Genomic DNA, 20,663 nt, shown 5'->3' with positions numbered 1-20,663 from the left:
TCCGGAAGGCGGCCCACCGTGAGATCGGGGCAGGCGGGCCAGTCGCACGTGGTGCCGTTCCCGCGCGCAGTTCCCCGCGCCCCCGGGGTGACCATAGGGTGACCGGTGTGGCAGAGCTGACGGGTAGTGGGCGGGCGGTCGTGGTCGGGAGCGGCATGGCGGGGGCGCAGTGCGCGCTCGCGTTGCGGGCCGGGGGCTGGGACGGGCCGGTGACGCTGCTCGGGGCGGAGCCGCACGCGCCGTACGACCGCCCGCCGCTCTCCAAGGACGTGCTGCTCGGCCGGACCGACTCGACCACCCTGGACGTCGACTGGTCCGGCGTGGAGCTGCTCCCCGGCCACCGGGCCACCGGCCTCACCCCCGGCACGCTGCACACCGACCGGGGTGAACTCGGCTATGACGCCCTGGTGCTGGCCACCGGCGCCAAGCCGGTGACCCTCCCCGGGGCCCGGACGCTGCGCACCGTCGAGGACGCCCACGCGCTGCGCGAGCGTCTGCGCCCGGGCCTGCGCCTGGTGCTGGTCGGCGCGGGCTGGATCGGTGCCGAGACGGCGACGGTGGCGCGGCAGCTCGGCTGCGAGGTGACGGTGGTGGAGGCCGCCGCCGCCCCGGTGGCGGGGGCGCTGCCCGCGGAGATCGGCGCGCTGATGGCCCGTTGGTACGCGGAGGCGGGGGTGGAGCTGCGCTGCGGGGTGGGCGTCGCGGCGGTGGAGCCGGGCGCGGTGCTGCTCGCGGACGGCACCGAACTGGCCGCCGACGAGGTGGTGGTGGGCATCGGCGCCCGCCCGGCCACCGGCTGGCTGGCCGGGACGGGGGTCGAACTCGACCGCAGCGGGGCCGTCCTGACGGACGATCGGCTGCGCACCTCGCTGCCCGGGGTGTGGGCGGCGGGGGACTGCGTCTCCTACCCCTCGGCCCGGCTCGGCGCCCGGCTGAACACCCAGCACTGGGACCACGCCCTGCAGTCCGGCCGGGCGGTGGCCGCCGCGCTGCTGGGGGCGGACGCGCCGTACGACCCGGTGCCGTACTTCTGGTCGGAGCAGTTCGGCCGGATGGTGCAGTACGCCGGCCGGCACGGCGCGGGGGACCAGCTGCTGTGGCGGGGCTCGCCGGAGGAGGCCGGCTGGACGGTGCTCTGGCTGGACGCGGCGGGGCGGTTGACCGGGCTGCTCGCGGTGGACCGGCCGCGGGACACCGGGCAGGCGAAGAAGCTGATCGAGCGCGGGGCGGTGCTGGACCCGGCACCGGCCGCCGACCCGGCCGTCCAGCTGAAGGCCGCACTGGGTTAGGGCGCGCGGGCCCGAGGTGGCAGTCTTGGTGCCGTGAGTGAGAACGAGTCCAAGATCGAATCCCTGGTCCGCGAGTGGACCTACCTGCCCGACATCAGCGAGCGCTGGGGCGTGCAGGTCACCGAGGTCCGCGACATGGTGCGGTCCGGCAAGCTGATCGCGGTGCGCCGCGGCCCGAACCGGTCGCTCCAGGTGCCCGCCGCGTTCATCGTGGACGACGGTCTGGTGAAGCACCTGTCCGGCACGCTGACGCTGCTGCGGGACGCCAAGTTCACCGACGAGGAGATCCTCGAGTGGCTGTTCACCGAGCAGCCCTCGCTGCCGGGCAGCCCGATCGAGGCCCTGGTCGAGAACCGCGGCACCGAGGTCAAGCGCCGCGCCCAGGCGGAGCTGATCTGATGGACCGCCGTCAGCAGCTGGCCGACGCGCGGCTCTACCTGTGCACGGACGCCCGCCGCGAGCAGGGGGACCTCCCGGAGTTCCTCGACGCGGTGCTGGCCAACGGCGTGGACATCGTGCAGCTGCGGGACAAGGGGCTGGAGGCGAAGCAGGAGCTCGAGTTCCTGGAGGTCTTCGCCGACGCCGCCCGCCGCCACGGCAAGCTGTTCGCGGTGAACGACCGGGCCGACGTCGCGCACGCCGCCCGCCCGGACGTGCTGCACCTGGGCCAGGACGACCTGCCCGTGCCGGCCGCCCGGGCGATCCTCGGCGAGGACGTGCTCTTCGGCCGCTCCTGCCACGCCGAGTCCGAGGTGGACGCGGCGATCGCCGAGCCCGGGGTGGACTACTTCTGCACCGGCCCGGTCTGGCCGACCCCGACCAAGCCCGGCCGGTACGCCCCCGGCCTGGGCCTGGTCTCGTACGCCGCCAAGGCGGTGACGGACCGTCCGTGGTTCGCCATCGGCGGCATCGACCTGTCCAACCTGGACCAGGTGCTGGAGGCCGGGGCCACCCGGATCGTGGTGGTGCGCGCCATCACCGCGGCCGAGGACCCGGGCGCCGCGGCGGCCGAACTGGCCCGCCGCGTCCGGCAGTAGCCCCTGCGACACCCACGACCGGCCGTCCGCAGTCCGCTGCGGGCGGCCGGTCGCGTGCGTGAACGGGTGTGACGCACGCGGCAGTTCGGGAGTGCCGGAACCGCTGGTGTTCTTTGTGCGTATTTGTCACCGTAGACGAACGGAACGGTGGCAAGGGGAGCGTGACGATGACGGGTACGGGCGGGCGTGGCATACGGACCGCGGCGGCGACGGCGGTCGCCGCCGCCCTGGTGGTGGTCACCGGTGTGGTCGCCGACCAGGCGCTCGGCAGCAAGGGCGAGCCCAAGGCCGCTCCGAGCCCGTCGGCGAGCCCGGTGGCGACGGTGGACCAGTCGATCGTGCACGCCTCCGAGGACCAGGGGAAGACCGTCAACCTCACCATCGACGACGGCCCCGACCCGGTCTGGACCCCGAAGATCCTCGGCCTGCTCCAGGAGCACCACGCCAAGGCCGTCTTCTGCATGGTCGGCCCCAACGCCAAGGCCCACCCCGAGGTGGTCAAGCAGGTGGCGGCGGCCGGGTACCGGCTCTGCGACCACTCGGTGCACCACGACACCACGATGGACAAGAAGCCCGTCGCCTACCAGGAGAGCGAGATCCTGGACGCCCAGCGGATGATCGAGCAGGCCGCCGGGGACGGCGCCAAGGTCGAGTACTACCGCGCCCCGGGCGGCGCCTTCACCCCCGAGAGCCGCAAGATCGCCGCCGAGCACGGCATGCGGCCGCTCGGCTGGAACGTCGACCCGGACGACTGGAAGCGCCCCGGCGTGGACGCCATCGTCACCGCCGTCCAGAACGGCCTGGCCAAGGGCACCGGCCCGACCGTGCTCTTCCACGACGGCGGCGGCGACCGCTCGCAGACCTACCAGGCGCTGGAGAAGCTGCTGCCCTGGTTCGAGCAGCAGGGCTACACGTACAGCTACCCGCAGCGCTGAGCGGGCCGGGCGCCGTCTCCGGGCCGGCCCGACGGCCCGTCAGTACTTGCGGACGGTGGCCGCCTCGGCCAGCGCGAGCAGCACCGCACGGGCCGGCCCGGCCGCCAGCGGGGCCGCGTCCAGGGCGGCCAGCGACTGGGCCATCAGCTCGTCGATCCGGTGCTCCACCAGTTCGGCCGCTCCGCTGCGCTCCACCAGGCCGCGCAGCACCGGGACCTCCTCGGCCGTCAGGTCCGGGGCGCCGAGCCGCTCGTCCAGGTGCCGGGCGTCGGCGGAGGAGAGGCCGCGCATCGCGTGCGCGACCAGCAGGGTCCGCTTGCCCTCGCGCAGGTCGTCCCCGGCCGGCTTGCCGGTGACCGCGGGATCGCCGAAGACCCCGAGCAGGTCATCCCGGAGTTGGAAGGCCTCGCCCAGCGGCAGCCCGAAGTCCGAGTAGGCGGAGACCAGTTCGGGCCCGGCCCCGGCCAGCAGCGCGCCGACCTGGAGCGGCCGCTCGATGGTGTACTTCGCCGACTTGTAGTGCAGCACCGTCTGCGCGCGCTCCAGCGCCTGCTCGTCGGCGGAGTCCCCGGCCACCGGCTCCAGCACGTCCAGGTACTGGCCGACCATCACCTCGGTGCGCATCAGGTCGAAGGCGGGCTTGGCCGCCAGCACCCGCTCGGCCGGCAGGCCGGAGCGCAGGAAGAGCTCGTCGCACCAGATCAGCAGCAGGTCGCCGAGCAGCACCGCCGCCGAGGCCCCGTACTGCTCCCGGTCCCCGCGCCAGCCGCTGGCCCGGTGCAGCGCCTCGAAGCGCCGGTGGATCGAGGGCAGGCCGCGCCGGGTGTCGCTGCGGTCCATCAGGTCGTCGTGCACCAGGGCACTCGCCTGGAGCAGCTCCAGCGCCGCCGCCGCCCGGGCGATCGCCTCGCCCTCCGCCGCGCCGCCGGCCCCGCGCCAGCCCCAGTAGCAGAACGCCGGGCGCAGCCGCTTGCCGCCGTCCAGCAGGAACTCCCGCAGTGCGTCGGCGACCGGGCCCAGCTGGGCCGAGACGGTGCCGAGCAGCTCGGCCTGCTCGGTCATGAAGACCGCGAGCGCCGCGTTGACTCGCTCGCGGACGGACTCGGTCTCCAGGGGGCTGACCGGCCGGGCGGTGGGCGTGGGCACGATGGAACTCCGGATCACTCGGTTGACGATCAGCCTAACCGGGCGGCCGTCGGCAGCCGTGCCGGGCCCGTCCGCCGAACGTGCGCGCGGCACCCCTCGAACCCGTGCTCGGAGCCGCCGTCGAACGGCCGGACGACCCGTCCACCGGGCGGATGAAGCGCGTCTCAGCAGGTGGACGACGTTTGCGGGGCCGTTCGCGCGGAGGGCTAATCTGCCAGCATGGCTCTCGGCATCCCGTCCACCCGTACCGACCGGGCAGAGACCGTCCGCGACCTCTTGGCGGCCGGCGACCGGTCCTTCTCCTTCGAGTTCATGCCGCCCCGCACCGAGGCCGGCGAGTCCAAGTTGTGGGACGCGATCCGCCGTGTCGAGGCCCTCGACCCCAACTTCGTCTGCATGACGTACGGCGCCGGAGGCTCCTCCCGCGGACGGACCGTCAACCTGGTCGGCCGGATCGCCACCGAGACCACCCTGACGCCCGTCGCCCACCTGACCGCGGTGGACCACTCGATCGCCGAGCTGCGCAACATCATCGGCCAGTACGCCGACCAGGGCGTCCGCAACGTGCTCGCGGTCCGGGGCGACCCGCCCGGCGACCCCGAGGGCGAGTGGGTCCGCCACCCGCAGGGCGTCGAGTACGCCTACCAGCTGGTCGAGCTGATCAAGGGCATCGGGGACTTCTGCGTCGGCGTGGCCGCCTTCCCCAACATGCACCCGCGCTCGGAGAACTGGGACGAGGACATCCGTCACTTCGTGGCCAAGTGCCGCGCGGGTGCCGACTACGCGATCACCCAGATGTTCTTCGAGGTGGAGGACTACCTGCGGCTGCGCGACCGGGTCGAGGCGGCGGGCTGCACGACGCCGATCATCCCGGAGATCATGCCGGTCACCAACATCCGCCAGCTCACCCGCTTCCCGCAGCTCTCCGGGTCGGACTTCCCGCCGGGCCTCAAGGACCGCTTCCTGGCCGTCGCCGACGACCCGGAGGCCGTGCGGGCGGTCGGCCTCGACCACGCCACCGCGATGGCCGAGCGGCTCCTCGCCGAGGGGGCGCCGGGGCTGCACTTCATCACGCTGAACCACTCGACCTCGACGCTGGAGATCTACCAGAACCTCGGGCTGCACCAGCGCTGAGGTGTCGCCTGCCCGGCGGGGGTTGGGGCGGGGGTTGGGGTGGCTGGAGATCTGCCAGGACCTCGGGCTGCACCAGCGCTGAGGTGTCGCCCGCCGGCAGGCGGTTTCACCAGGGGCGCGAGGAACTGCGCGCAGCGGAAGGCAGACAGGCGGCTGCCGGGCACGAGGGTCATTCGGCGGTGGGCCGGGCTCTCGGTCCGTGTCGTAGTGCCGGCGAGCGGTCCAGCGGGTCATTCGGCGGTGGGCCGGGCTCTCGGTCCCGTGGGCGTTGCGCCGGTAGGCGGTCCGGAGGGTCGTCCGGGGGTGGGGCGAGCCTGTACAGTCGCCGGGACGCGGGGGCGGTGGCTGGGCCGGTGACTTGGAGGAACGCGGTATGGGCGTCGGGTACCTCGTGCTGTACGCCGCGCTCGCGGCGGTCGCGCTCTGGCTGGTCGCCGAGCTGCTGCTGCAGAGCCGTTCCCCGCTGCACTGGCGCGCCGTCGCGCTGGGCGGCTTCCTGCTGGTCGTCGTCGGGATGGTGCTCTCCTCCGTCCCGGTGATCGGCGCCGGTGCGGCCGGCTTCGCGGCCGGTCAGGTGATGGTCACCCTCTCGGTGAAGCGCGGCTACACCTCGGGCTGGTCGCTGCGCAAGGCCGACGGCGAGCTGCCCGGTGCCCTCGCCAAGGTGCCGCTGCTGAGCGCCGCCACCGGGGGCGAGGACCCGGCCGCCGAGGCCGCCGCCGTGGTGCAGGTCGGCGAGGTCGGCCCGATCGAGGAGCCCGCCGCCGTACCCGCCGCCGCGCCGTACGAGTTCGAGCAGGTGGCCTTCGAGCCGGCCGCCTTCGAGGCCCCTGCCTACGAGGCCGCCGCCTACGAGCAGGCCGTGTACCAGCCGGAGCCGCTCACCGAGGACAGCGTCTACGCCGGTGCGTACTACCAGCCGCAGCCCGAGCCGCAGTACTACGCCGCCACCGACGAGTTCGGCTACCAGCAGCAACAGCAGCAGCCGGTGCCGGGCTACGAGCAGCAGTACCAGCAGCAGTACCAGGACCCGTACGCCCAGACCGGCTACTACGAGCAGGGCTGGCAGCAGCAGGACTGGCAGCAGCAGCCGGTGATCCCGCAGCAGTCCGGCCCGGCCGGCCACGACCAGCAGCAGAACTGGAACTACCAGCAGCAGTCCTGACGCGCCGTCAGCGGCTCAGGACTGGTAGCCCTCCACCTCGGCGGCCGGCCGCAGCTTCGCCCCGCCCGGGTCCTCGCCGAACTCGGCCCGGGCCCGCCGCTGCCGCAGCAGGTCCCAGCACTGGTCGAGCTTGACCTCCAGGGCGGCCAGCTCGGCCCGGGCCGCCTCCTGGTCCGCGCCGCCGGAGGCGATCCGCGCGCGGAGCTGCTTCTCGGCCTCCACCATCGAGCCGATCGAGCCGAGGATCTCGGCGTTCTCCTTGCCGCTCATGGGTGTCTCCTGTGAACGAGTGGGGTTCCGGACCCGCTCCATCCTGCCCCACCGGGCCGCGCCCACAAGCCGGGAACACCCGGAGGGCGGCGCTGGTTGGAGGGGGCGGAACGAGGGCCTGACCGAGGAAGGAGCCCCCGCAGTGAGCTACCAGGAGTACCAGCGCGCCAACCTGTTCTTCGACTCGAAGGACTACAGCGGCGCGGCCGCGATCCTCGCCCCGATCGTCGAGGCGGACCCGGCCAACCGGGCGGCCGTCGAGCTGCTCGGCCGGTCCTACTTCCACAGCGCCCAACTGGGCCGCGCCGAGGCCGCGTTCCGCCGTCTGGTCGAGCTCGACCCGGCGAACGGGTGGGCCTACGAGGCGCTCGGCCGCACCCTGCACCGGCAGGGCCGCCCGGAGGAGGCGGCCGGGTTCCGCCGTCTCGCCGAGGCGATGGGGACGGACCAGGAGACGAGCGCCGTCTACGAGGTGAGGGCCGCCAACCTGGCCGACTGAGCCGGTGGGTGAGCCGTCAGGTGGCCCGTCGCACTCCGTGGGGTGCGACGGGCCACTGGCGTTCCGTCAGGCCGGGCCGACCAGCCCGGCCACGATCGAGGCCGACATCCCGGTGCGCGCCAGTCCGCCGCCCGGGTGGGAGGCGGAGCCGATCCGGTACAGGTTGGGGTACCCGGTCGCGTTCGGCGGGCTGAGGAGGGCTCCGCCCGTCCCGGCCAGCGAGGGCAGCGGCTGCGCGGCCGAGGGCGCCGGGACGTGCAGGTGTGCCAGCCGCTCCCGGAGGTCGAGACCGGCCGAGGCGAGGTGCTCCAGCAGGTGGTCGGCGTAGTCCGCGGGGACGGCGGTGCCCGGCGGCACGGTGACGGTGAGGGTGACGGCCTCGTGGCCCTCGGGGGCGCCGTCGCCCGGGCGGTGCACCTGGACGGTGGGGAAGCGCGGGTACTCGTCCCGGTCGAACAGCGCGGCCAGCTCGGCGGCGGTGTCCCGGGCGTGCACCACGGTGCGGACGACCGTGTCGGCCGGGCGCTCGCCGCGCAGCGACAGCAGCACCGACAACCGGGACCGTCCGAGGCGGGCCCCGGTGCGGTCGGCCGAGGTGAGCACCACGTCGGCCTCGAAGCGGCGTGCCCCGGCGGCCACCCCGGTCACCCGGCCGTCCCGGTGCAGCACCTCGTCGACCTCGGTGTCGAAGTGGAACTCCACCTTGCGCTGCTCGCACCGCCGGTACACCGCCGTGGCCAGCTCCCGCATCCCGCCGCCCACCGACCAGACCCCGAAGGACTGCTCCATGTACGCCAGCACCGCCGCCCCGGCCGGAGCGGTGCGCGGGTCCAGGCCGTACCGGAGCGCGTACTCGTACAGCAGCGCCGTCGGCCCGGCCCCGCCGCCGAGCTCCTCGGCGGCCACGGCGGCCAGGGTGTGCGGGCGCTCGCGGCGCAGCCGGGCCAGGCCGCGGCGGGGCGGTGCGGGGTAGGGGTCGGTGTGCAGCGGGGTGGGGTCGGCGGGCAGCGGCTCCTCGAGCAGGGGGCGGCGGGTGGCCTCCCAGACGGTGCGGGCGCGGTTGGTGACCTCGCCCCAGCGGGCTCCGGTGCCGGGGCCGAAGGCGGTGTCGAGGGCCTCGGCCACCCGGCCGCGGGAGGCGTTGGAGAGCACCAGCTCGGTGCCGTCGGGGAACAGGTGCCGGCTCTCCGGGTCGACCGGGGCCAGCCGCACCAGCTGCTCCAGCGGCTCCCGGCCGCTCTTCAGCGCGAGGTCGCGGTAGACGGCGGGCAGCGCGAGCAGGGTCGGCCCGGTGTCGAAGGCGAAGCCGTCGTGCTCGTACCGGCCGAGCTCCCCGCCGTACGTCGGCCCGGCCTCACAGACCGTCACCCGATGCCCCAGCGTGCCCAGCCGCGCCGCCGCGGCCAGTCCGCTCATCCCCGCGCCGACGATCACGATCCGTGCCATGCGGACGATCCTAGACAGCGTCGCCCGCCCGCTCCGAACGGCGCCCTGGCCTGACGCCCCGTCAGCCCGGCGCCTAGGGTGGGCCGGGTGAACGAGGAGATCGTGCTGGCGGAGCGGTTCGAGGCCGAGCGGCCCGCGCTCCGGGCGGTGGCGTACCGGATGCTGGGGTCGCTGGCCGAGGCGGAGGACGCGGTGCAGGAGGCCTGGCTGCGCCTGAGCCGCGCGGACGTGCGCGAGGTGCGCAACCTCGGGGCATGGCTGACCACCGTCGTCGGCCGGGTCTGCCTGGACCAGCTGCGCTCGCGCAAGGCCCGGCCGGAGGACGCCACCGACTTCCAGCTGCCGGACCCGGTGGTCTCCGACCTGGCGCGGACGGACCCGGAGGGGGAGGCGCTGCTCGGCGACTCGGTCGGCCTGGCCATGCTGGTGGTGCTGGACACCCTGCCGCCCGCCGAGCGGGTGGCCTTCGTGCTGCACGACATGTTCCAGGTGGACTTCGACACCGTCGCCCGGATCGTCGACCGCGAGCCGGCCGCCGCCCGTCAGCTCGCCAGCCGGGCGCGCCGCCGGGTGCAGGGCGCGACCCCGCCGGAGGAGCCGGACCGGGGGCTGCAGCGCGTGGTGGTGGAGGCCTTCCGCAACGCCGCCCGGGACGGCGACTTCGACGCGCTGCTGGAGGTGCTCGACCCGGAGGTGCTGCTCCGGGTGGACTCCGGCCCCGGCGTCTCCCAACTGCTGCGGGGTGCCCGGCTGGTCGCCGCGCAGGCGGCGCGGTTCGCCGGGCTGGCCCCGTTCGGGCGGCTGGTGCTGGTCAACGGCAGCGTCGGCAGTCTGGTGGAGCCGAACGGCCGCCCGTACTCGCTGATGGCCTTCACCGTCCGGGACGGACGGATCACCGAGATCGCCATCCTCGCCGACCGCGAGCGGCTGGCCCGGCTGGACCTGCCGCCCGCGGTCTGACCGCCCGTCAGTACGGCAGCCGGGTGGCGCCGCCCTGTCCCACCGGGGCGGCGCCACCCGACCGCCGGTCGGCCTTCTTCTCCCGGCGGCGGGCCAGGAAGCGGCGGATCCGGGAGACCGCGAACCAGACCAGCAGCGCGCCCAGCACCAGCAGGACGGCGGCGGCCGAGGCGGCCAGCCAGGGGTGGAAGATCGCCAGGGTGATCAGCCCGGCCACCGAGAGGTCCTCCAGGATGCTGGCGATGACGTTGCTGGCGGGCTCCGGCGAGGTGTTGATCGCCATCCGGAGCGAGGCCTTGATGCCGTGGCTGACCAGCGCCGTGGTGCCGCCCACCGCTCCGGCCGCCACCTCGCCCAGCGAGCCCGGGTCCTGACCGGCCAGCAGCGCGCCGACGGTGGCGCCCGCGATCGGGCGGATCACGGTGTGCACCGCGTCCCAGACCGAGTCCACGTACGGGATCTTGTCCGCCACCGCCTCGCAGAGGAACAGCACGGTGGCCGCGATCAGCACGTCCGTCCGTTCCAGTGCGGGCGGCACCGAATCGGCCCCGCCGAACCGGCCCAGCAGGCCGAGCAGCAGGACCACCGCGTAGGCGTTGATGCCACTGGCCCAACCGCTGGTGAAGACCAACGGGATGACGCTCATCCGCTCCCCCTCGTGAACACTCCAGGCGCTGTCAGGACGCCACCGTACCGGTGCCGGTTCCGCGGGTGCCGAAGATGAGTACGGATACTCAGCCGCGCACTTGAGTACGGCGACGGATACCCGTCCCACCTGCGGGAACGGCAGAGTGGGGGCATCCCGGAGCGACGGACCGTCAGGTCTCCTCCGGGCAGCGGCCCGACGTCCACGGACTGTGGGGGACCGGTGGGCAACCACTCGGGCCGCGACAACGGGCCGGGTGCGGCCGCGGACCGCCGACACGGGGCGGCGGAACGCGGTACGGGGGAACGCCGGGTCCGGGGGGACCCACCGGGGGGCCTACGGGGGAACCACGGGGGGACGCGTCCGGACACCCCGCACCGACCGGTGCGGGGTGTCCGTGCGTCAGCGCCCACTACCAGATTGTCAGTGCCGCCGTCCACCATGGAGACGTACGGGCCGTCCGGTCCGTGCACCCGCCGTGGACCGGGGGAGAGTATGACCATCAGTCAGCCCGAGACCGCCCCACTGCTGCCCGCGCCCGCAGGCCCGCCGTCCGTCCCGGCCGGCCGCCTGAGGGGCGCCGACATCCACCCGGTGCCACGTCGCGCGGCCGCCCCGCCGGCCGCGCTCGACCTGCTCCGGCACGCCGAGCTGACCTTGCTGCAGGCCCGCCAGTACGAGGACCCGCTGCAGCGCTACTCCACCGCCCACCTCGCCGCACTCCGCACCACCGCCGCCGTGCTGGCCGTCCGGGGGCGCCCGGAGAAACGGGGCAGGCGGCGCCAGGCCATCCGCAGCGCCTGGGACGTGCTGCCCGAGGTGGCCCCCGAGCTGGTCGAGTGGGCCGCGTACTTCGCCGCCGGAGCGCGGCGCCGCGCGGCCGCCGAGGCGGGGATCCCGAACGCGGCCTCGGCCCGCGACGCGGACGACCTGATCAGGAACACGGCCCTCTACCTCCGCCTGGTGCAGCGCCTGCTGGACCTCCACCCGGACCAGCCGCTCCCGCTGGGGGACAGGGTGGGGGACGTGGAGTGAGGGGGAGGGTCGGGGTGGGGGGCGTGGGGTGAGGGGGTCGGTGTAGGGGGTCGGACCTGATCGCTCCCGCCGGGGGATGAGGTGGGGGACGCGGACTGAAGCGTCCGGCCTGGCCGTCGGCGTTCGGGAAGGGGTGGGTGACGGGCCGTCAGGCCGTTCGGTGGGGCCGTGGGCGGCGGTGAACCGGGAGTGGTGTCCGGGGCGTCTAAGGTGGTGGCGTCCAGCGTCCCGCTTCGCCCTAGCCGAGGAGCCTCCGCCTTGTACCCGACCCGTCCCCGCAGTGCCCTGCGTACCGCCGTGGTGTGGGAGGTGGTGCGAGCCGCCCTGGAGACCCGGGCGGCCGAGCTGGGCAAGCCCGTGCTGGAGGTGCTCGACACCGGCGGCGGCACGGGCAACTTCGCCGTGCCCGTGGCGAAGCTGGGCCACCGGGTGACGGTGGTGGACCCGAGCCCGGACGCGCTGTTCGCGCTGGAGCGCCGGGCCGCCGAGGCCGGCGTCACGGAGCTGGTCCGGGCCGTCCAGGGCGACACCCAGACCCTGCCCGAGGTGGTCACCCCGGGGTCGGTGGACGCGGTGCTCTGCCACGGTGTCCTGGAGGTCGTGGACGACCCGGCCGAGGCGCTGAAGAACCTGACCGCCACCCTGGCGGAGGGCGGTCTGGTCAGCCTGCTGGCCGCCAACCGGAACGGCGCCGTGCTGGCCCGCGCCCTGGCCGGCCACTTCGACGACGCCCGCGCGGTGCTCGACGCCCCGGACGGCCGCTGGGGCGCCCAGGACCCGATGCCCCGCCGCTTCACCGCCGAGGAGCTGAACGGACTGGCCGCCGCCGCCGGGCTCCGGGTCTCCTCGGTGCACGGCGTCCGGGTCTTCTCCGACCTGGTGCCCGGCGTTCTGGTGGACACCGAGCCGGGGGCGGTGGAGGCCCTGCTCAAGCTGGAGCAGGCCGCCGCCGAGCAGCCCGCCTTCCACGCCGTGGCGACCCAGCTCCACCTGCTGGCCGCCCTCGCCTGACCCCTCCTTCGCCCGCCGTTTCCCGCCCCGAAACCCGGCTCGTCGCGACTCCGTCGGGATGATTCCACCGCCTCGGGCACTTGTCGGTGCACCGCGGCGTTGGGTGGCTGGGGACGGGGAACGCGACGTGGCCCGAGCCACGTGCTCCTGACCGTCCCGAACCGGCGGCCCGGACCGTATGATCTGGGTAAAGCCGGAAAGCATGACGGCCTGGCCCGTGGGGCATATGGTCCACACAACGACCCGAGCCAGGGGTGGCGGACCGGTCGCCCCGCGACCGACGAGTAGGAGGACTCCGTGCCGCTCTCGGAGCACGAGCAGCGACTGCTCGAGCAGATGGAGCGAGCGCTGTACGCCGAAGATCCCAAATTCGCGTCAGCGCTTGAGGGAACCGGGCTGCGCACCTACACCCGTCGGCGGGTCTACCTGGCCGCCGCAGGGTTCGTGGTGGGCATCGCCCTCCTGATGGGGGGCCTCGTCGCCAACGTGATCGTGGTGGGCGTGGTCGGTTTCGTGGTGATGCTGGGCTGCGCGGTCTTCGCCGTGAAGGGCTGGAGGCGTGGTCCGGCCGGGCAGGGAGCGGGAGCCAAGGCTTCCCCGCCTCCCCGCCGCAAGGCCGGTGTGATGGACCGGATGGAGCAGCGCTGGCAACGCCGTCGGGACGAGCACGACGGCATGTGACCGGCACCGGAAGACCGGAAGACCTGGGTTCGCACGAGGGCGGGCAGTCGATTCGACTGCCCGCCCTCGTCGTGCGTCCGTGCGGAGGTGAACCGCGCGGCGGGAGGGGAGGGGGCCGAGCCCCCTGCCCTCCCGCCGTCCGTCAGTCCCGTTCGCCGCGCCCCCGCAGGCCCGGCAGACGGCGCACCGCCGCGGAGAGCCGGTCCAGGCGGGAGCGGACCGCGTCGCCGACCGCCGCCGCCCGGTCGCCGATCCGCCGGCGCAGCCGCGCCGAGGACGGCGGCAGCAGCACGGCCCTGGTCCGGCCGCGGCGGCCGGCCGAGGCCCGCAGGCCCTCGGCGGCGGTCCGCACGTCCGGGCCGAGCGGCAGCTCGGTGTCGGCGCTGCGGGCGTAGAGCACCCGTTCGGTGGCCAGCGCCACCCGGCCGGCCGCAGCCGTCGCCTCCGGATCCAGCTGCCCGACCTCGGCGATCCGGCGGACGGCGGTGCGCGGGGTGCGCGAGTCGTCCGGCGGGATGCCGAGGTCCCAGGCGGTGTCGATCAGCTCCTCCCAGGCGGCCAGCACCTGGCGGTCCGTCAACTCGCCGCCGCCGTCGCCACCCGGTGCCCGTCGGCCGGTGCCGAGCCGTCGGCGCCGTTGGCGGATCCGCCAGAGCATCGGGGTGGCCAGCAGGGCCAGCAGCAGCAGTGCGGCCGGCACGGAGACCAGCACCGGCCACTCCAGCCACCAGGGCCGTTCCTCGACGGTGAGCGGGGTGACCGCCTGCTCGTCGGCGCAGCCGTCCTGGCGCTGCTGCTGCGCGGTGCAGCTGCTGCTGGAGCTGGGCGCCGCGGAGGGCGCGGTGCTCGGCGCGGTGGTCGCCTCGGTCGGCTGGGCGCTCGGAGCCGGCGCGGCCTTCTCCGAGGTGTACTCGGGGGCGCTGCCGCGGCTCGGGGTCGGCTCGAAGCGCAGCCAGCCCGAGCCGGGGAAGTACAGCTCCGGCCAGGCGTGGTAGTCCTGGCTGCGCACCAGGAAGCTGCCCCGGCCCATGTCGGTGCCGGGAGCGAAGCCGATGGCCACCCGGGCCGGGATGCCCAGCGAGCGGGCCATCGCGGCCATGGTGGCCGCGTAGTGCACGCAGAAGCCGGTCTTCTCGCGCAGGAAGCGCTCGATGGCCTCGTTCCCGGTGGCCGCGGCGACCTGGAGGCTGTAGCGGAACTCGGGGCCGTTGAACCAGGCCTGCAACGCCACGGCCTGGTCGTACGGGTTGTTCTTGCCGGCCACCACCTTGCGGGCGGTCTGGGCGACCACCGGCGGCAGGGTGTCCGGCAGGGAGGTGAAGCGGCGGGCGATCTCGTTCGGGACGGGGCCGGCCGAGCGGAGCTGCTCGGGGGTCGGGCGGACGTCCTTGCTGACCACGGAGTACGTGATGCCGTCGGTCTTCTGCCCGCCGTCGCCGACCACCGAGCGGGTGTCGGGCTCGTACTTCCAGTCGCCCCGCACGGTGACCGTGTCGGCCGGGTAGGGCATCGGCAACCACTCGGTGGAGAGGTTCTTGGAGATCTTGATGTCGGTGCGGAAGCTCTCGGCCTGGACGTCCTGGCCGAGCCCCTGCGGGTAGGGCATCGGGCTGGGGATCTGCTGGAGGCGCTGCTCGGAGAACTTCCAGGAGACGCCGTCGAAGCTGTCCAGCGCGCCGATCCGCATGTAGAGGTCGGTGGCGTTGGAGTCGGTGCGGAAGGTGAACATCTCGGTGTTGACGTCCTGGCGGGTCAGATTGGCCGTCAGGGCCACCACCGGGTTCAGCGAGGTGACCGGCCGCCCCGATCCCTTGCCGAGGCCCGCGCCGCTCCCGTTGCCGTCCCCGAACAGGCCGAGGCCGGTCTGCGGGACGATCAGCGGGATCACCACCGCGCAGGCCAGGGCGAGCAGGCCGACCCGGTGGCCGCTGTGCGAGATGGTGCCGCTGCCGTCCTGCGAGGTGCCGTGGAAGACCCGGCCCCAGCGGGAGAGCCGGTCCTGGCCCTCGGCGAAGAGCAGCAGCAGGTAGCCAGCGGCGGAGAGCAGGAACCACAGCCAGGCGTTGTCGGCGCCGTTCAGGCCGGTGCCGACGGAGTACAGCGCGAGCAGCGGCAGCCCGGCCAGCGCGGCCCGGCGGAAGGTCACCGCGAGGGCGTCGACCAGCACCGCGATCAGCGCCACCGCACCGACCAGGATCAGCTGCACGCCCTCGGTCGCCGGGGCCGGGGCGGTGTACTCCTGGACGGTCTTCTGGCCCTCCGCCAGCAGGCTGCCGACCGCGTCCAGCGCGCTCGGGCCGGGCAGCACCAGGTAGTCCATCGAACGCTGCACGAACAGCAGCATCAACAGGTAGAGCACGGCCAGCAGTTGGAGCGGCACCTGGAGCGCGCGGGAGAACGCCAGCCGGCGCAGCCCGGCCCCGGCGCCTCCGGCGGCGGCGGTCACCAGCACGGCGCGCAGGACCCAGGAGGCCGGCTCCACCAGCGGGGTCAGACAGAGCGTCACCAGCACGGTGGCCAGCGCCGAGTAGAGCGTGAGCTTGGCCCGGGTGGTCATCCGGCGGCCTCCCCGCTTCGGTCGGTACGGACGGCCGGGCGCGCGGCGCCTGCGGCCGGGAGGGAACGGTCCCGCGGCGTGCTCCGGCGGGCGCGGCGGGCCCGGGAGGATGCGGCGGTCATGACCCCGCCCCGTTGCGGTAGGGGACCGCGGCGGCGCGCTCGGCGTGCCGCCACAGGGTGGCCACCGAGTCGCCGGCCCGGGCGGAGAGCACCGTCCAGCCGGCCTCGCGCAGGCGGGTCACCTGGTCGGTGGCGTCCTGGTCCGGGGTGTCCGGCGCCAGGTGGCGCAGGCCGGCCCAGGTGGCGGTGTCCAGCAGGAAGGCGACCGCTCCGGCCGCCCGCCGCCGCAGCCGCCCGAGCCGGGCCACCTGCTCCTCGTCCAGCGAGCCGAGCACCGCGACCAGCACGCCGTCGCCGCCCTGGCGCAGCACCTGCTCGGCCCGGGCCAGGGTGCCGCCGTCGGAGAGCTCGACCACGGCGAGGGAGTCCAGCAGCAGGCCGGCCGCCTCCGCCACGGTGGCGATCGCCCCGGCCTCGGGGCCGGGCACGGCCAGACCGGTGTCGGTCAGCAGTCGGGTCTGGTAGCCGCGCTCCAGCAGGTGCACGCCGACCGAGGCGGCGCAGCTGACGGCCCATTCGAAGGAGGAGGCCGGGCCGGAGCCCCGGTGCGCCACGTCCCGGGTGTCCAGCAGCACGGTGGCCTTGGCCCGCAGCGGCTGCTCCTCCCGACGGACCATCAGCTCGCCGTAGCGGGCGGTGGACTTCCAGTGCACCCGGCGCAGGTCGTCGCCGTGCCGGTACTCGCGCGGGATCACGTCGTCGTCCCCGGCCAGCGCCAGGGTGTGGACGTTGGACTCGCCGTGGCCGGTGGACTCCCCGGGCAGCTTCACGGTCGGCAGGGCCACCACCTGGGGCACCACGGTCAGCACGTCCGAGGCGGCGAACGAACGGTTCAGCTCGCACATCCCGAACGGGTCGGCCACCCGCAGCTGCAACGGCCCCAGCGGGTAGCGCCCGCGCAGGTCCGAGCGGACCCGGTAGGAGACCTCGCGGAAGCCGCGCGGCTCCACCCGGTCCAGCACGAACCGCGGCCGCGGCCCCAGCACGTACGGGACCTGGTCCTCCAGCAGCAGCAGGCCGGTGGGCACCCGGGAGACGTTGTCCAGGCGCAGGTGCACCCGGGCCTCCTGGCCCGCCGCCACCCGGTACGGGCTGAGGCGCCGCCCGCCGGCCACCCGGTAGCGGGTGCGCAGCAGCAGCACGGCGGCGGCCAGCGGCAGGGCGGCCAGCAGCACCGAGACCTGGAGCAGGGTGTCCTGGCCGAAGACGTAGGCGCAGAGCGCGGCGGTGATCCCGGCGGCCAGGAAGGACCGCCCCCGGGTGGTCAGGCCGCGCAGTCCGGTGCGCAGTCCGGTCGCGCTGTCCCCCTTGGCCACCTCAGCCCCGGCCCTGCGGACGCGGGATGGGCAGGCTCGCCACCAGGTCGGTGACGATCTGTTCGGTCGAACGGCGGCTGAGCTGGGTCTCCGCGGTGGGCAGCAGACGGTGCGCCAGCACGGGCACGGCCAGCGCCTGGACGTCGTCCGGCAGCACGTAGTCGCGGCCGTCCAGCGCGGCGTGGGCGCGGGCGGCCCGGATCAGGTGCAGGGTCGCGCGCGGCGAGGCGCCCAGGCGCAGCTCCTGGTGGTAGCGGGTGGCGCCGACCAGCTCGACCGCGTAGCGGCGGACCGCCTCGGAGACGTGCACCGAGCGGACCACCTCGACCAGCTTGAGGATGTCGTGCGCGTGCGCGACCGGGGTCAGGTGGTCCAGCGGGCTGGCGCCGCCGTGCACGTCCAGCATCGCGAACTCGGCCTCGGCGCTGGGGTAGCCGATCGACACCCGGGCCATGAAGCGGTCGCGCTGCGCCTCGGGGAGGGGATAGGTGCCCTCCATCTCCACCGGGTTCTGGGTGGCGATCACCATGAACGGGGACGGCAGCTCGTAGCTGGTGCCGTCGATGGTGACCTGGCGCTCCTCCATCGACTCCAGCAGCGCGGACTGGGTCTTCGGCGAGGCGCGGTTGATCTCGTCGCCGACCACGATCTGCGCGAAGATCGCGCCCGGGCGGAACTCGAAGTCCATCCGCTGCTGGTCGAAGACGTTGGTGCCGGTCACGTCGGAGGGCAGCAGGTCCGGCGTGAACTGGATCCGGCGGACCGTGCAGTCGACGGAGCGGGCGAGGGCCTTGGCGAGCATGGTCTTGCCGACGCCGGGGACGTCCTCGAGGAGGAGGTGGCCCTCGGCGAGGAGGACGGTGAGGGCGATCCGGACGGCCTCGGGCTTGCCCTCGATGACGCTCTCCACCGAGGCCCGGACCCGTTCGACCACTGCGCCGAGCTCGTGCAGTCCTGAACCGCCCGTGCCGCTCTGTCCGTTGAAGGTCGTCACTCGATTGCTCCCATGCCCCGAAAATGCAAGCTGGCCGGTCGGCCTGAAGGCGCATTCTTCCTTGTCGGGGGGCGGAACGTCACCCGAGTGGGCGACACGGGGGGAGTGTCCGTTTTGCGCTCCGATGCGGGGCTGAGCCGTGTGCCGCGATCTGACCGTTCGTTTCCTCCGCTTCGCGCAGTTCCTCGCGCCCCCGGGGTGACGACTTCGTCGTCCTCCCAGGGGCGCGAGGGTTCAGTGGATCTCGCGGAGGAGGCCGGTGTGGACGTCGAAGACGAAGCCGCGGACGTCGTCGCGGTGGGGGATGAAGGGGGAGGTGCGGACCCGCTGCATGGACTGTCGGACGTCGCCGTCCAGGTCGACGAAGGACTCGACGGCCCAGGTGGGGCGCTGGCCGACCTCGAGCTCCAGGTCGCGGCGGAAGTCCTCGGTGAGGCCGAGGAGGCCGCAGCCGGTGTGGTGGATGAGGACGATCGAGCGGGTGCCCAGGGCGCGCTGGCTGATCGTCAGGGAGCGGATGGTGTCGTCGGTGACGACGCCGCCGGCGTTGCGGATCAGGTGGGCGTCGCCGAGTTCGAGGCCGAGGGCGGCGAACAGGTCGAGGCGGGCGTCCATGCAGGCCACCACGGTGACGTTCCGCACCGGGCGGGCGTCCATCCCGCCGTCCCGGAAGGTCTTGGCGTACTCGCGGTTCGCGGCGACGAACCGGTCGGTGATGGACGGGGTGGAGTCGGCAGCGGCGGTCGGCACGGGCCGGTCGGGGGTCACTGTCATGCCGATGACGGTAGTGGCCTTCCGGCCGTTGCGGAGGGGGGCCGGTGGTGAACGGGTGGGGTGTGACGGAGGGCATAGCTGCTGAGCGGTGCCGCACGTCCGGTTCGTGCCGGTCCGTCCGGCGCGCGGTGGGGGCCGTGCGCGGTGCGGCCGTGCGGGGGAGCGGATGGCCGTCCCTGCTCCCACCTGCGGGAATCCATGCCGCCGCCCGGGTGGCGCGCGGTCGCGGTCGATTGACTCGGCAGGTGGGGACGGTAGAGTTCCGGCCAGTGGAGCCCCACCCCTGACGGCCCGTCAACCGCCGCCCGGGGCCGGGCCGGTACGCAGTCCGAGGCCTCCACCCGCTCCGTGTCCACCTGGCGCACCTTCCCCGGTGCCGGGCGGCCACTCCTTCCCCGGACGAGCGGGCGGGGACCCCGGCCTGCGTCCCGCAGGCACGCTCCCGGCGGAGGTGGTCACCCCGGGGGCGCGAGGAACTGCGCGCAGGGGAACGGCAGCGCCTGCAACTGGCTCGCCTGCCCCGACCTCACGCTGGGCCGCCTCCCGATTCGCGCAGTTCCTCGCGCCCCCGGGGTGACCGACCTGCCGCCTCCGCGGGCCCGGGTGGGCGGCGGGGTGGGCGGGATGGACCAGAATGGTCGTCATGAGCACCGACAGTCCGGCCCCCAAGCACGTCCCGGTGATGCTGCAGCGCTGCGTAGACGCGCTGGCCCCGGCGATCTCCGCCCCCGGCGCCGTGGTGGTGGACGCCACCCTCGGCCTCGGCGGCCACAGCGAGGCGCTGCTGACGCAGTTCCCCGAGGTGCGGCTGGTGGCCGTGGACCGCGACCCGGCGGCGCTGAAGCTGTCTGGGGAGCGGCTGGCCCGCTTCGGCGAGCGGGCGACGCTGGTGCACGCGGTGTACGACGAGATCCCCGAGGTGCTGGACCGCCTCGGCATCCCGGAGGCGCACGGCATCCTGTTCGACCTCGGCGTCTCCTCGATGCAGCTGGACGAGGCGGACCGCGGCTTCGCGTACGCCCAGGACGCCCCGCTGGACATGCGGATGGACCAGACCCGCGGCCTGAGCGCGGCCGAGGTGCTGAACACCTACACCCACGGTCAGCTGGCCCGGATCCTCAAGGTCTACGGCGAGGAGCGGTTCGCCGGGAAGATCGCCTCGGTGATCCTGCGCGAGCGCGAGAAGGAACCGTTCACCAACTCCGCGCGTCTGGTCGAGTTGGTGCGCAACGCCATCCCGGCGGCCACCCGCCGCACCGGCGGCAACCCGGCCAAGCGCACCTTCCAGGCACTGCGGATCGAGGTCAACGGCGAGCTGGAGGTGCTGGACCGGGCCATCCCGGGCGCGCTGGACGTGCTCGCGCTCGGCGGCCGGATCGCCGTGATGTCGTACCAGTCGCTGGAGGACCGCCTGGTGAAGCAGTACTTCGCCCAGGGGGCCACCAACACCGCCCCGCCGGGGCTGCCGATCATCCCGGAGGAGCACCAGCCCTGGCTGAAGCTGCTCACCCGCGGTGCCGAGCTGGCCACGGAGGAGGAGATCGAGGAGAACCGGCGTGCCGCGCCCGTGCGGCTGCGCGTGGCGGAGAGGATCAGGGAGACCCGCGGCTAGAACGGACGCCGGACGGGGGGACGTGAGCGGCGAG

At 74.3% G+C, this 20,663-nt stretch carries 20 protein-coding genes; 12 read left to right on the top strand and 8 right to left on the bottom strand.

The window, feature by feature from the left end:
* Window positions 1-107 precede the first annotated feature (107 nt).
* From ACWCYY_RS19665 to ACWCYY_RS19650, 4 genes are all read left to right on the top strand, one after another.
* The gene (locus ACWCYY_RS19665) at window positions 108-1,289 is read left to right on the top strand and encodes an NAD(P)/FAD-dependent oxidoreductase (RefSeq protein ID WP_380150211.1); all 1,182 of its coding nucleotides are present in this window, start codon (window positions 108-110) and stop codon (window positions 1,287-1,289) included.
* A 33-nt stretch (window positions 1,290-1,322) separates the two neighbouring features.
* Window positions 1,323-1,688 carry an Rv2175c family DNA-binding protein gene (locus ACWCYY_RS19660; protein ID WP_345279775.1) on the top strand — a complete coding sequence of 122 codons (366 nt, stop codon included), beginning with the start codon at window positions 1,323-1,325 and terminating at the stop codon, window positions 1,686-1,688.
* A complete protein-coding gene (thiE, locus tag ACWCYY_RS19655) occupies window positions 1,688-2,326 on the top strand; it encodes a thiamine phosphate synthase (RefSeq protein WP_345279774.1) in 639 nt (212 codons plus the stop codon). Before ACWCYY_RS19660 ends, thiE begins: the two co-directional genes overlap by 1 nt.
* Window positions 2,327-2,493: 167 nt before the next feature.
* Entirely contained in the window at window positions 2,494-3,261 is a 768-nt protein-coding gene (locus ACWCYY_RS19650) for a polysaccharide deacetylase family protein (protein ID WP_449796781.1), read from the top strand.
* 39 nt (window positions 3,262-3,300) lie between these two features.
* On the opposite strand, the gene ACWCYY_RS19645 is transcribed toward ACWCYY_RS19650, so the two are convergent.
* Complete coding sequence (locus ACWCYY_RS19645; protein ID WP_449796780.1) at window positions 3,301-4,407, bottom strand: polyprenyl synthetase family protein; 1,107 nt, start codon at window positions 4,405-4,407, stop codon at window positions 3,301-3,303.
* A gap of 219 nt (window positions 4,408-4,626) precedes the next feature.
* Here ACWCYY_RS19645 and metF point away from each other — a divergent pair, with 219 nt between their 5' ends.
* Entirely contained in the window at window positions 4,627-5,541 is a 915-nt protein-coding gene (metF, locus tag ACWCYY_RS19640) for a methylenetetrahydrofolate reductase [NAD(P)H] (RefSeq protein ID WP_345279769.1), read from the top strand.
* Window positions 5,542-5,914: 373 nt separating this feature from the next.
* Window positions 5,915-6,706, top strand: a complete 792-nt coding sequence (locus ACWCYY_RS19635; RefSeq protein ID WP_449796779.1) for a hypothetical protein — start codon at window positions 5,915-5,917, stop codon at window positions 6,704-6,706.
* 15 nt (window positions 6,707-6,721) lie between these two features.
* Here the strand turns inward: ACWCYY_RS19635 and ACWCYY_RS19630 are convergent, their stop codons facing one another.
* The gene (locus ACWCYY_RS19630) at window positions 6,722-6,976 is read right to left on the bottom strand and encodes a DUF2630 family protein (RefSeq protein ID WP_345279765.1); all 255 of its coding nucleotides are present in this window, start codon (window positions 6,974-6,976) and stop codon (window positions 6,722-6,724) included.
* Window positions 6,977-7,118: 142 nt separating this feature from the next.
* Between ACWCYY_RS19630 and ACWCYY_RS19625 the strand changes: the two genes are divergently transcribed.
* Window positions 7,119-7,475 carry a tetratricopeptide repeat protein gene (locus ACWCYY_RS19625; RefSeq protein WP_345279763.1) on the top strand — a complete coding sequence of 119 codons (357 nt, stop codon included), beginning with the start codon at window positions 7,119-7,121 and terminating at the stop codon, window positions 7,473-7,475.
* A gap of 66 nt (window positions 7,476-7,541) precedes the next feature.
* On the opposite strand, the gene ACWCYY_RS19620 is transcribed toward ACWCYY_RS19625, so the two are convergent.
* Entirely contained in the window at window positions 7,542-8,921 is a 1,380-nt protein-coding gene (locus tag ACWCYY_RS19620; RefSeq protein ID WP_449796778.1) for a phytoene desaturase family protein, read from the bottom strand.
* Between the two features lie 87 nt (window positions 8,922-9,008).
* Here ACWCYY_RS19620 and ACWCYY_RS19615 point away from each other — a divergent pair, with 87 nt between their 5' ends.
* Window positions 9,009-9,881, top strand: coding sequence for a sigma-70 family RNA polymerase sigma factor (locus ACWCYY_RS19615; protein ID WP_345279759.1), 873 nt, complete (start codon window positions 9,009-9,011; stop codon window positions 9,879-9,881).
* 7 nt (window positions 9,882-9,888) lie between these two features.
* Here the strand turns inward: ACWCYY_RS19615 and ACWCYY_RS19610 are convergent, their stop codons facing one another.
* Entirely contained in the window at window positions 9,889-10,527 is a 639-nt protein-coding gene (locus ACWCYY_RS19610) for a DUF4126 domain-containing protein (RefSeq protein WP_345279757.1), read from the bottom strand.
* Between the two features lie 495 nt (window positions 10,528-11,022).
* Here ACWCYY_RS19610 and ACWCYY_RS19605 point away from each other — a divergent pair, with 495 nt between their 5' ends.
* The 3 genes from ACWCYY_RS19605 (at window position 11,023) to ACWCYY_RS19595 (ending at window position 13,254) form a co-directional block, all read left to right on the top strand.
* Window positions 11,023-11,562 (top strand): SAV_6107 family HEPN domain-containing protein, encoded by a 540-nt coding sequence (locus tag ACWCYY_RS19605; RefSeq protein ID WP_345279755.1) that lies wholly within the window; start codon window positions 11,023-11,025, stop codon window positions 11,560-11,562.
* Window positions 11,563-11,820: 258 nt separating this feature from the next.
* Window positions 11,821-12,573, top strand: a complete 753-nt coding sequence (locus ACWCYY_RS19600; protein WP_345279753.1) for a methyltransferase domain-containing protein — start codon at window positions 11,821-11,823, stop codon at window positions 12,571-12,573.
* Window positions 12,574-12,870: 297 nt separating this feature from the next.
* Complete coding sequence (locus ACWCYY_RS19595) at window positions 12,871-13,254, top strand: DUF3040 domain-containing protein (protein WP_345279751.1); 384 nt, start codon at window positions 12,871-12,873, stop codon at window positions 13,252-13,254.
* A 142-nt stretch (window positions 13,255-13,396) separates the two neighbouring features.
* On the opposite strand, the gene ACWCYY_RS19590 is transcribed toward ACWCYY_RS19595, so the two are convergent.
* The 4 genes from ACWCYY_RS19590 to ACWCYY_RS19575 form a co-directional block, all read right to left on the bottom strand.
* Complete coding sequence (locus tag ACWCYY_RS19590; protein WP_345279750.1) at window positions 13,397-15,811, bottom strand: transglutaminase family protein; 2,415 nt, start codon at window positions 15,809-15,811, stop codon at window positions 13,397-13,399.
* A gap of 118 nt (window positions 15,812-15,929) precedes the next feature.
* Window positions 15,930-17,249: a DUF58 domain-containing protein gene (locus tag ACWCYY_RS19585; protein ID WP_345279748.1), complete on the bottom strand. Its 1,320-nt coding sequence runs from the start codon at window positions 17,247-17,249 to the stop codon at window positions 15,930-15,932.
* A 1-nt stretch (window position 17,250) separates the two neighbouring features.
* On the bottom strand, window positions 17,251-18,243 hold the full coding sequence (locus tag ACWCYY_RS19580; RefSeq protein WP_380150212.1) for an AAA family ATPase: 993 nt from the start codon (window positions 18,241-18,243) through the stop codon (window positions 17,251-17,253).
* 234 nt (window positions 18,244-18,477) lie between these two features.
* Window positions 18,478-19,017 (bottom strand): beta-class carbonic anhydrase, encoded by a 540-nt coding sequence (locus tag ACWCYY_RS19575; RefSeq protein ID WP_345279745.1) that lies wholly within the window; start codon window positions 19,015-19,017, stop codon window positions 18,478-18,480.
* Between the two features lie 643 nt (window positions 19,018-19,660).
* Between ACWCYY_RS19575 and rsmH the strand changes: the two genes are divergently transcribed.
* The gene (gene rsmH / locus ACWCYY_RS19570) at window positions 19,661-20,629 is read left to right on the top strand and encodes a 16S rRNA (cytosine(1402)-N(4))-methyltransferase RsmH (protein ID WP_345279743.1); all 969 of its coding nucleotides are present in this window, start codon (window positions 19,661-19,663) and stop codon (window positions 20,627-20,629) included.
* Window positions 20,630-20,663 lie beyond the last annotated feature (34 nt).

It is taken from the genome of Kitasatospora sp. NPDC001664 (genome assembly GCF_053596675.1).
This window is presented reverse-complemented; position numbering and strand designations above follow the sequence as displayed.

Bases quoted from the DNA above. Each gene is read 5' to 3' on its own strand.
- thiE (WP_345279774.1), top strand. From the start codon at position 1,688: ATGGACCGCCGTCAGCAGCTGGCCGACGCGCGGCTCTACCTGTGCACG.
- ACWCYY_RS19650 (WP_449796781.1), top strand. From the start codon at position 2,494: ATGACGGGTACGGGCGGGCGTGGCATACGGACCGCGGCGGCGACGGCG.
- metF (WP_345279769.1), top strand. From the start codon at position 4,627: ATGGCTCTCGGCATCCCGTCCACCCGTACCGACCGGGCAGAGACCGTC.
- ACWCYY_RS19635 (WP_449796779.1), top strand. From the start codon at position 5,915: ATGGGCGTCGGGTACCTCGTGCTGTACGCCGCGCTCGCGGCGGTCGCG.
- ACWCYY_RS19630 (WP_345279765.1), bottom strand. From the start codon at position 6,976: ATGAGCGGCAAGGAGAACGCCGAGATCCTCGGCTCGATCGGCTCGATG.
- ACWCYY_RS19620 (WP_449796778.1), bottom strand. From the start codon at position 8,921: ATGGCACGGATCGTGATCGTCGGCGCGGGGATGAGCGGACTGGCCGCG.
- ACWCYY_RS19610 (WP_345279757.1), bottom strand. From the start codon at position 10,527: ATGAGCGTCATCCCGTTGGTCTTCACCAGCGGTTGGGCCAGTGGCATC.
- ACWCYY_RS19605 (WP_345279755.1), top strand. From the start codon at position 11,023: ATGACCATCAGTCAGCCCGAGACCGCCCCACTGCTGCCCGCGCCCGCA.
- ACWCYY_RS19590 (WP_345279750.1), bottom strand. From the start codon at position 15,811: ATGACCACCCGGGCCAAGCTCACGCTCTACTCGGCGCTGGCCACCGTG.
- ACWCYY_RS19575 (WP_345279745.1), bottom strand. From the start codon at position 19,017: ATGACAGTGACCCCCGACCGGCCCGTGCCGACCGCCGCTGCCGACTCC.
- rsmH (WP_345279743.1), top strand. From the start codon at position 19,661: ATGAGCACCGACAGTCCGGCCCCCAAGCACGTCCCGGTGATGCTGCAG.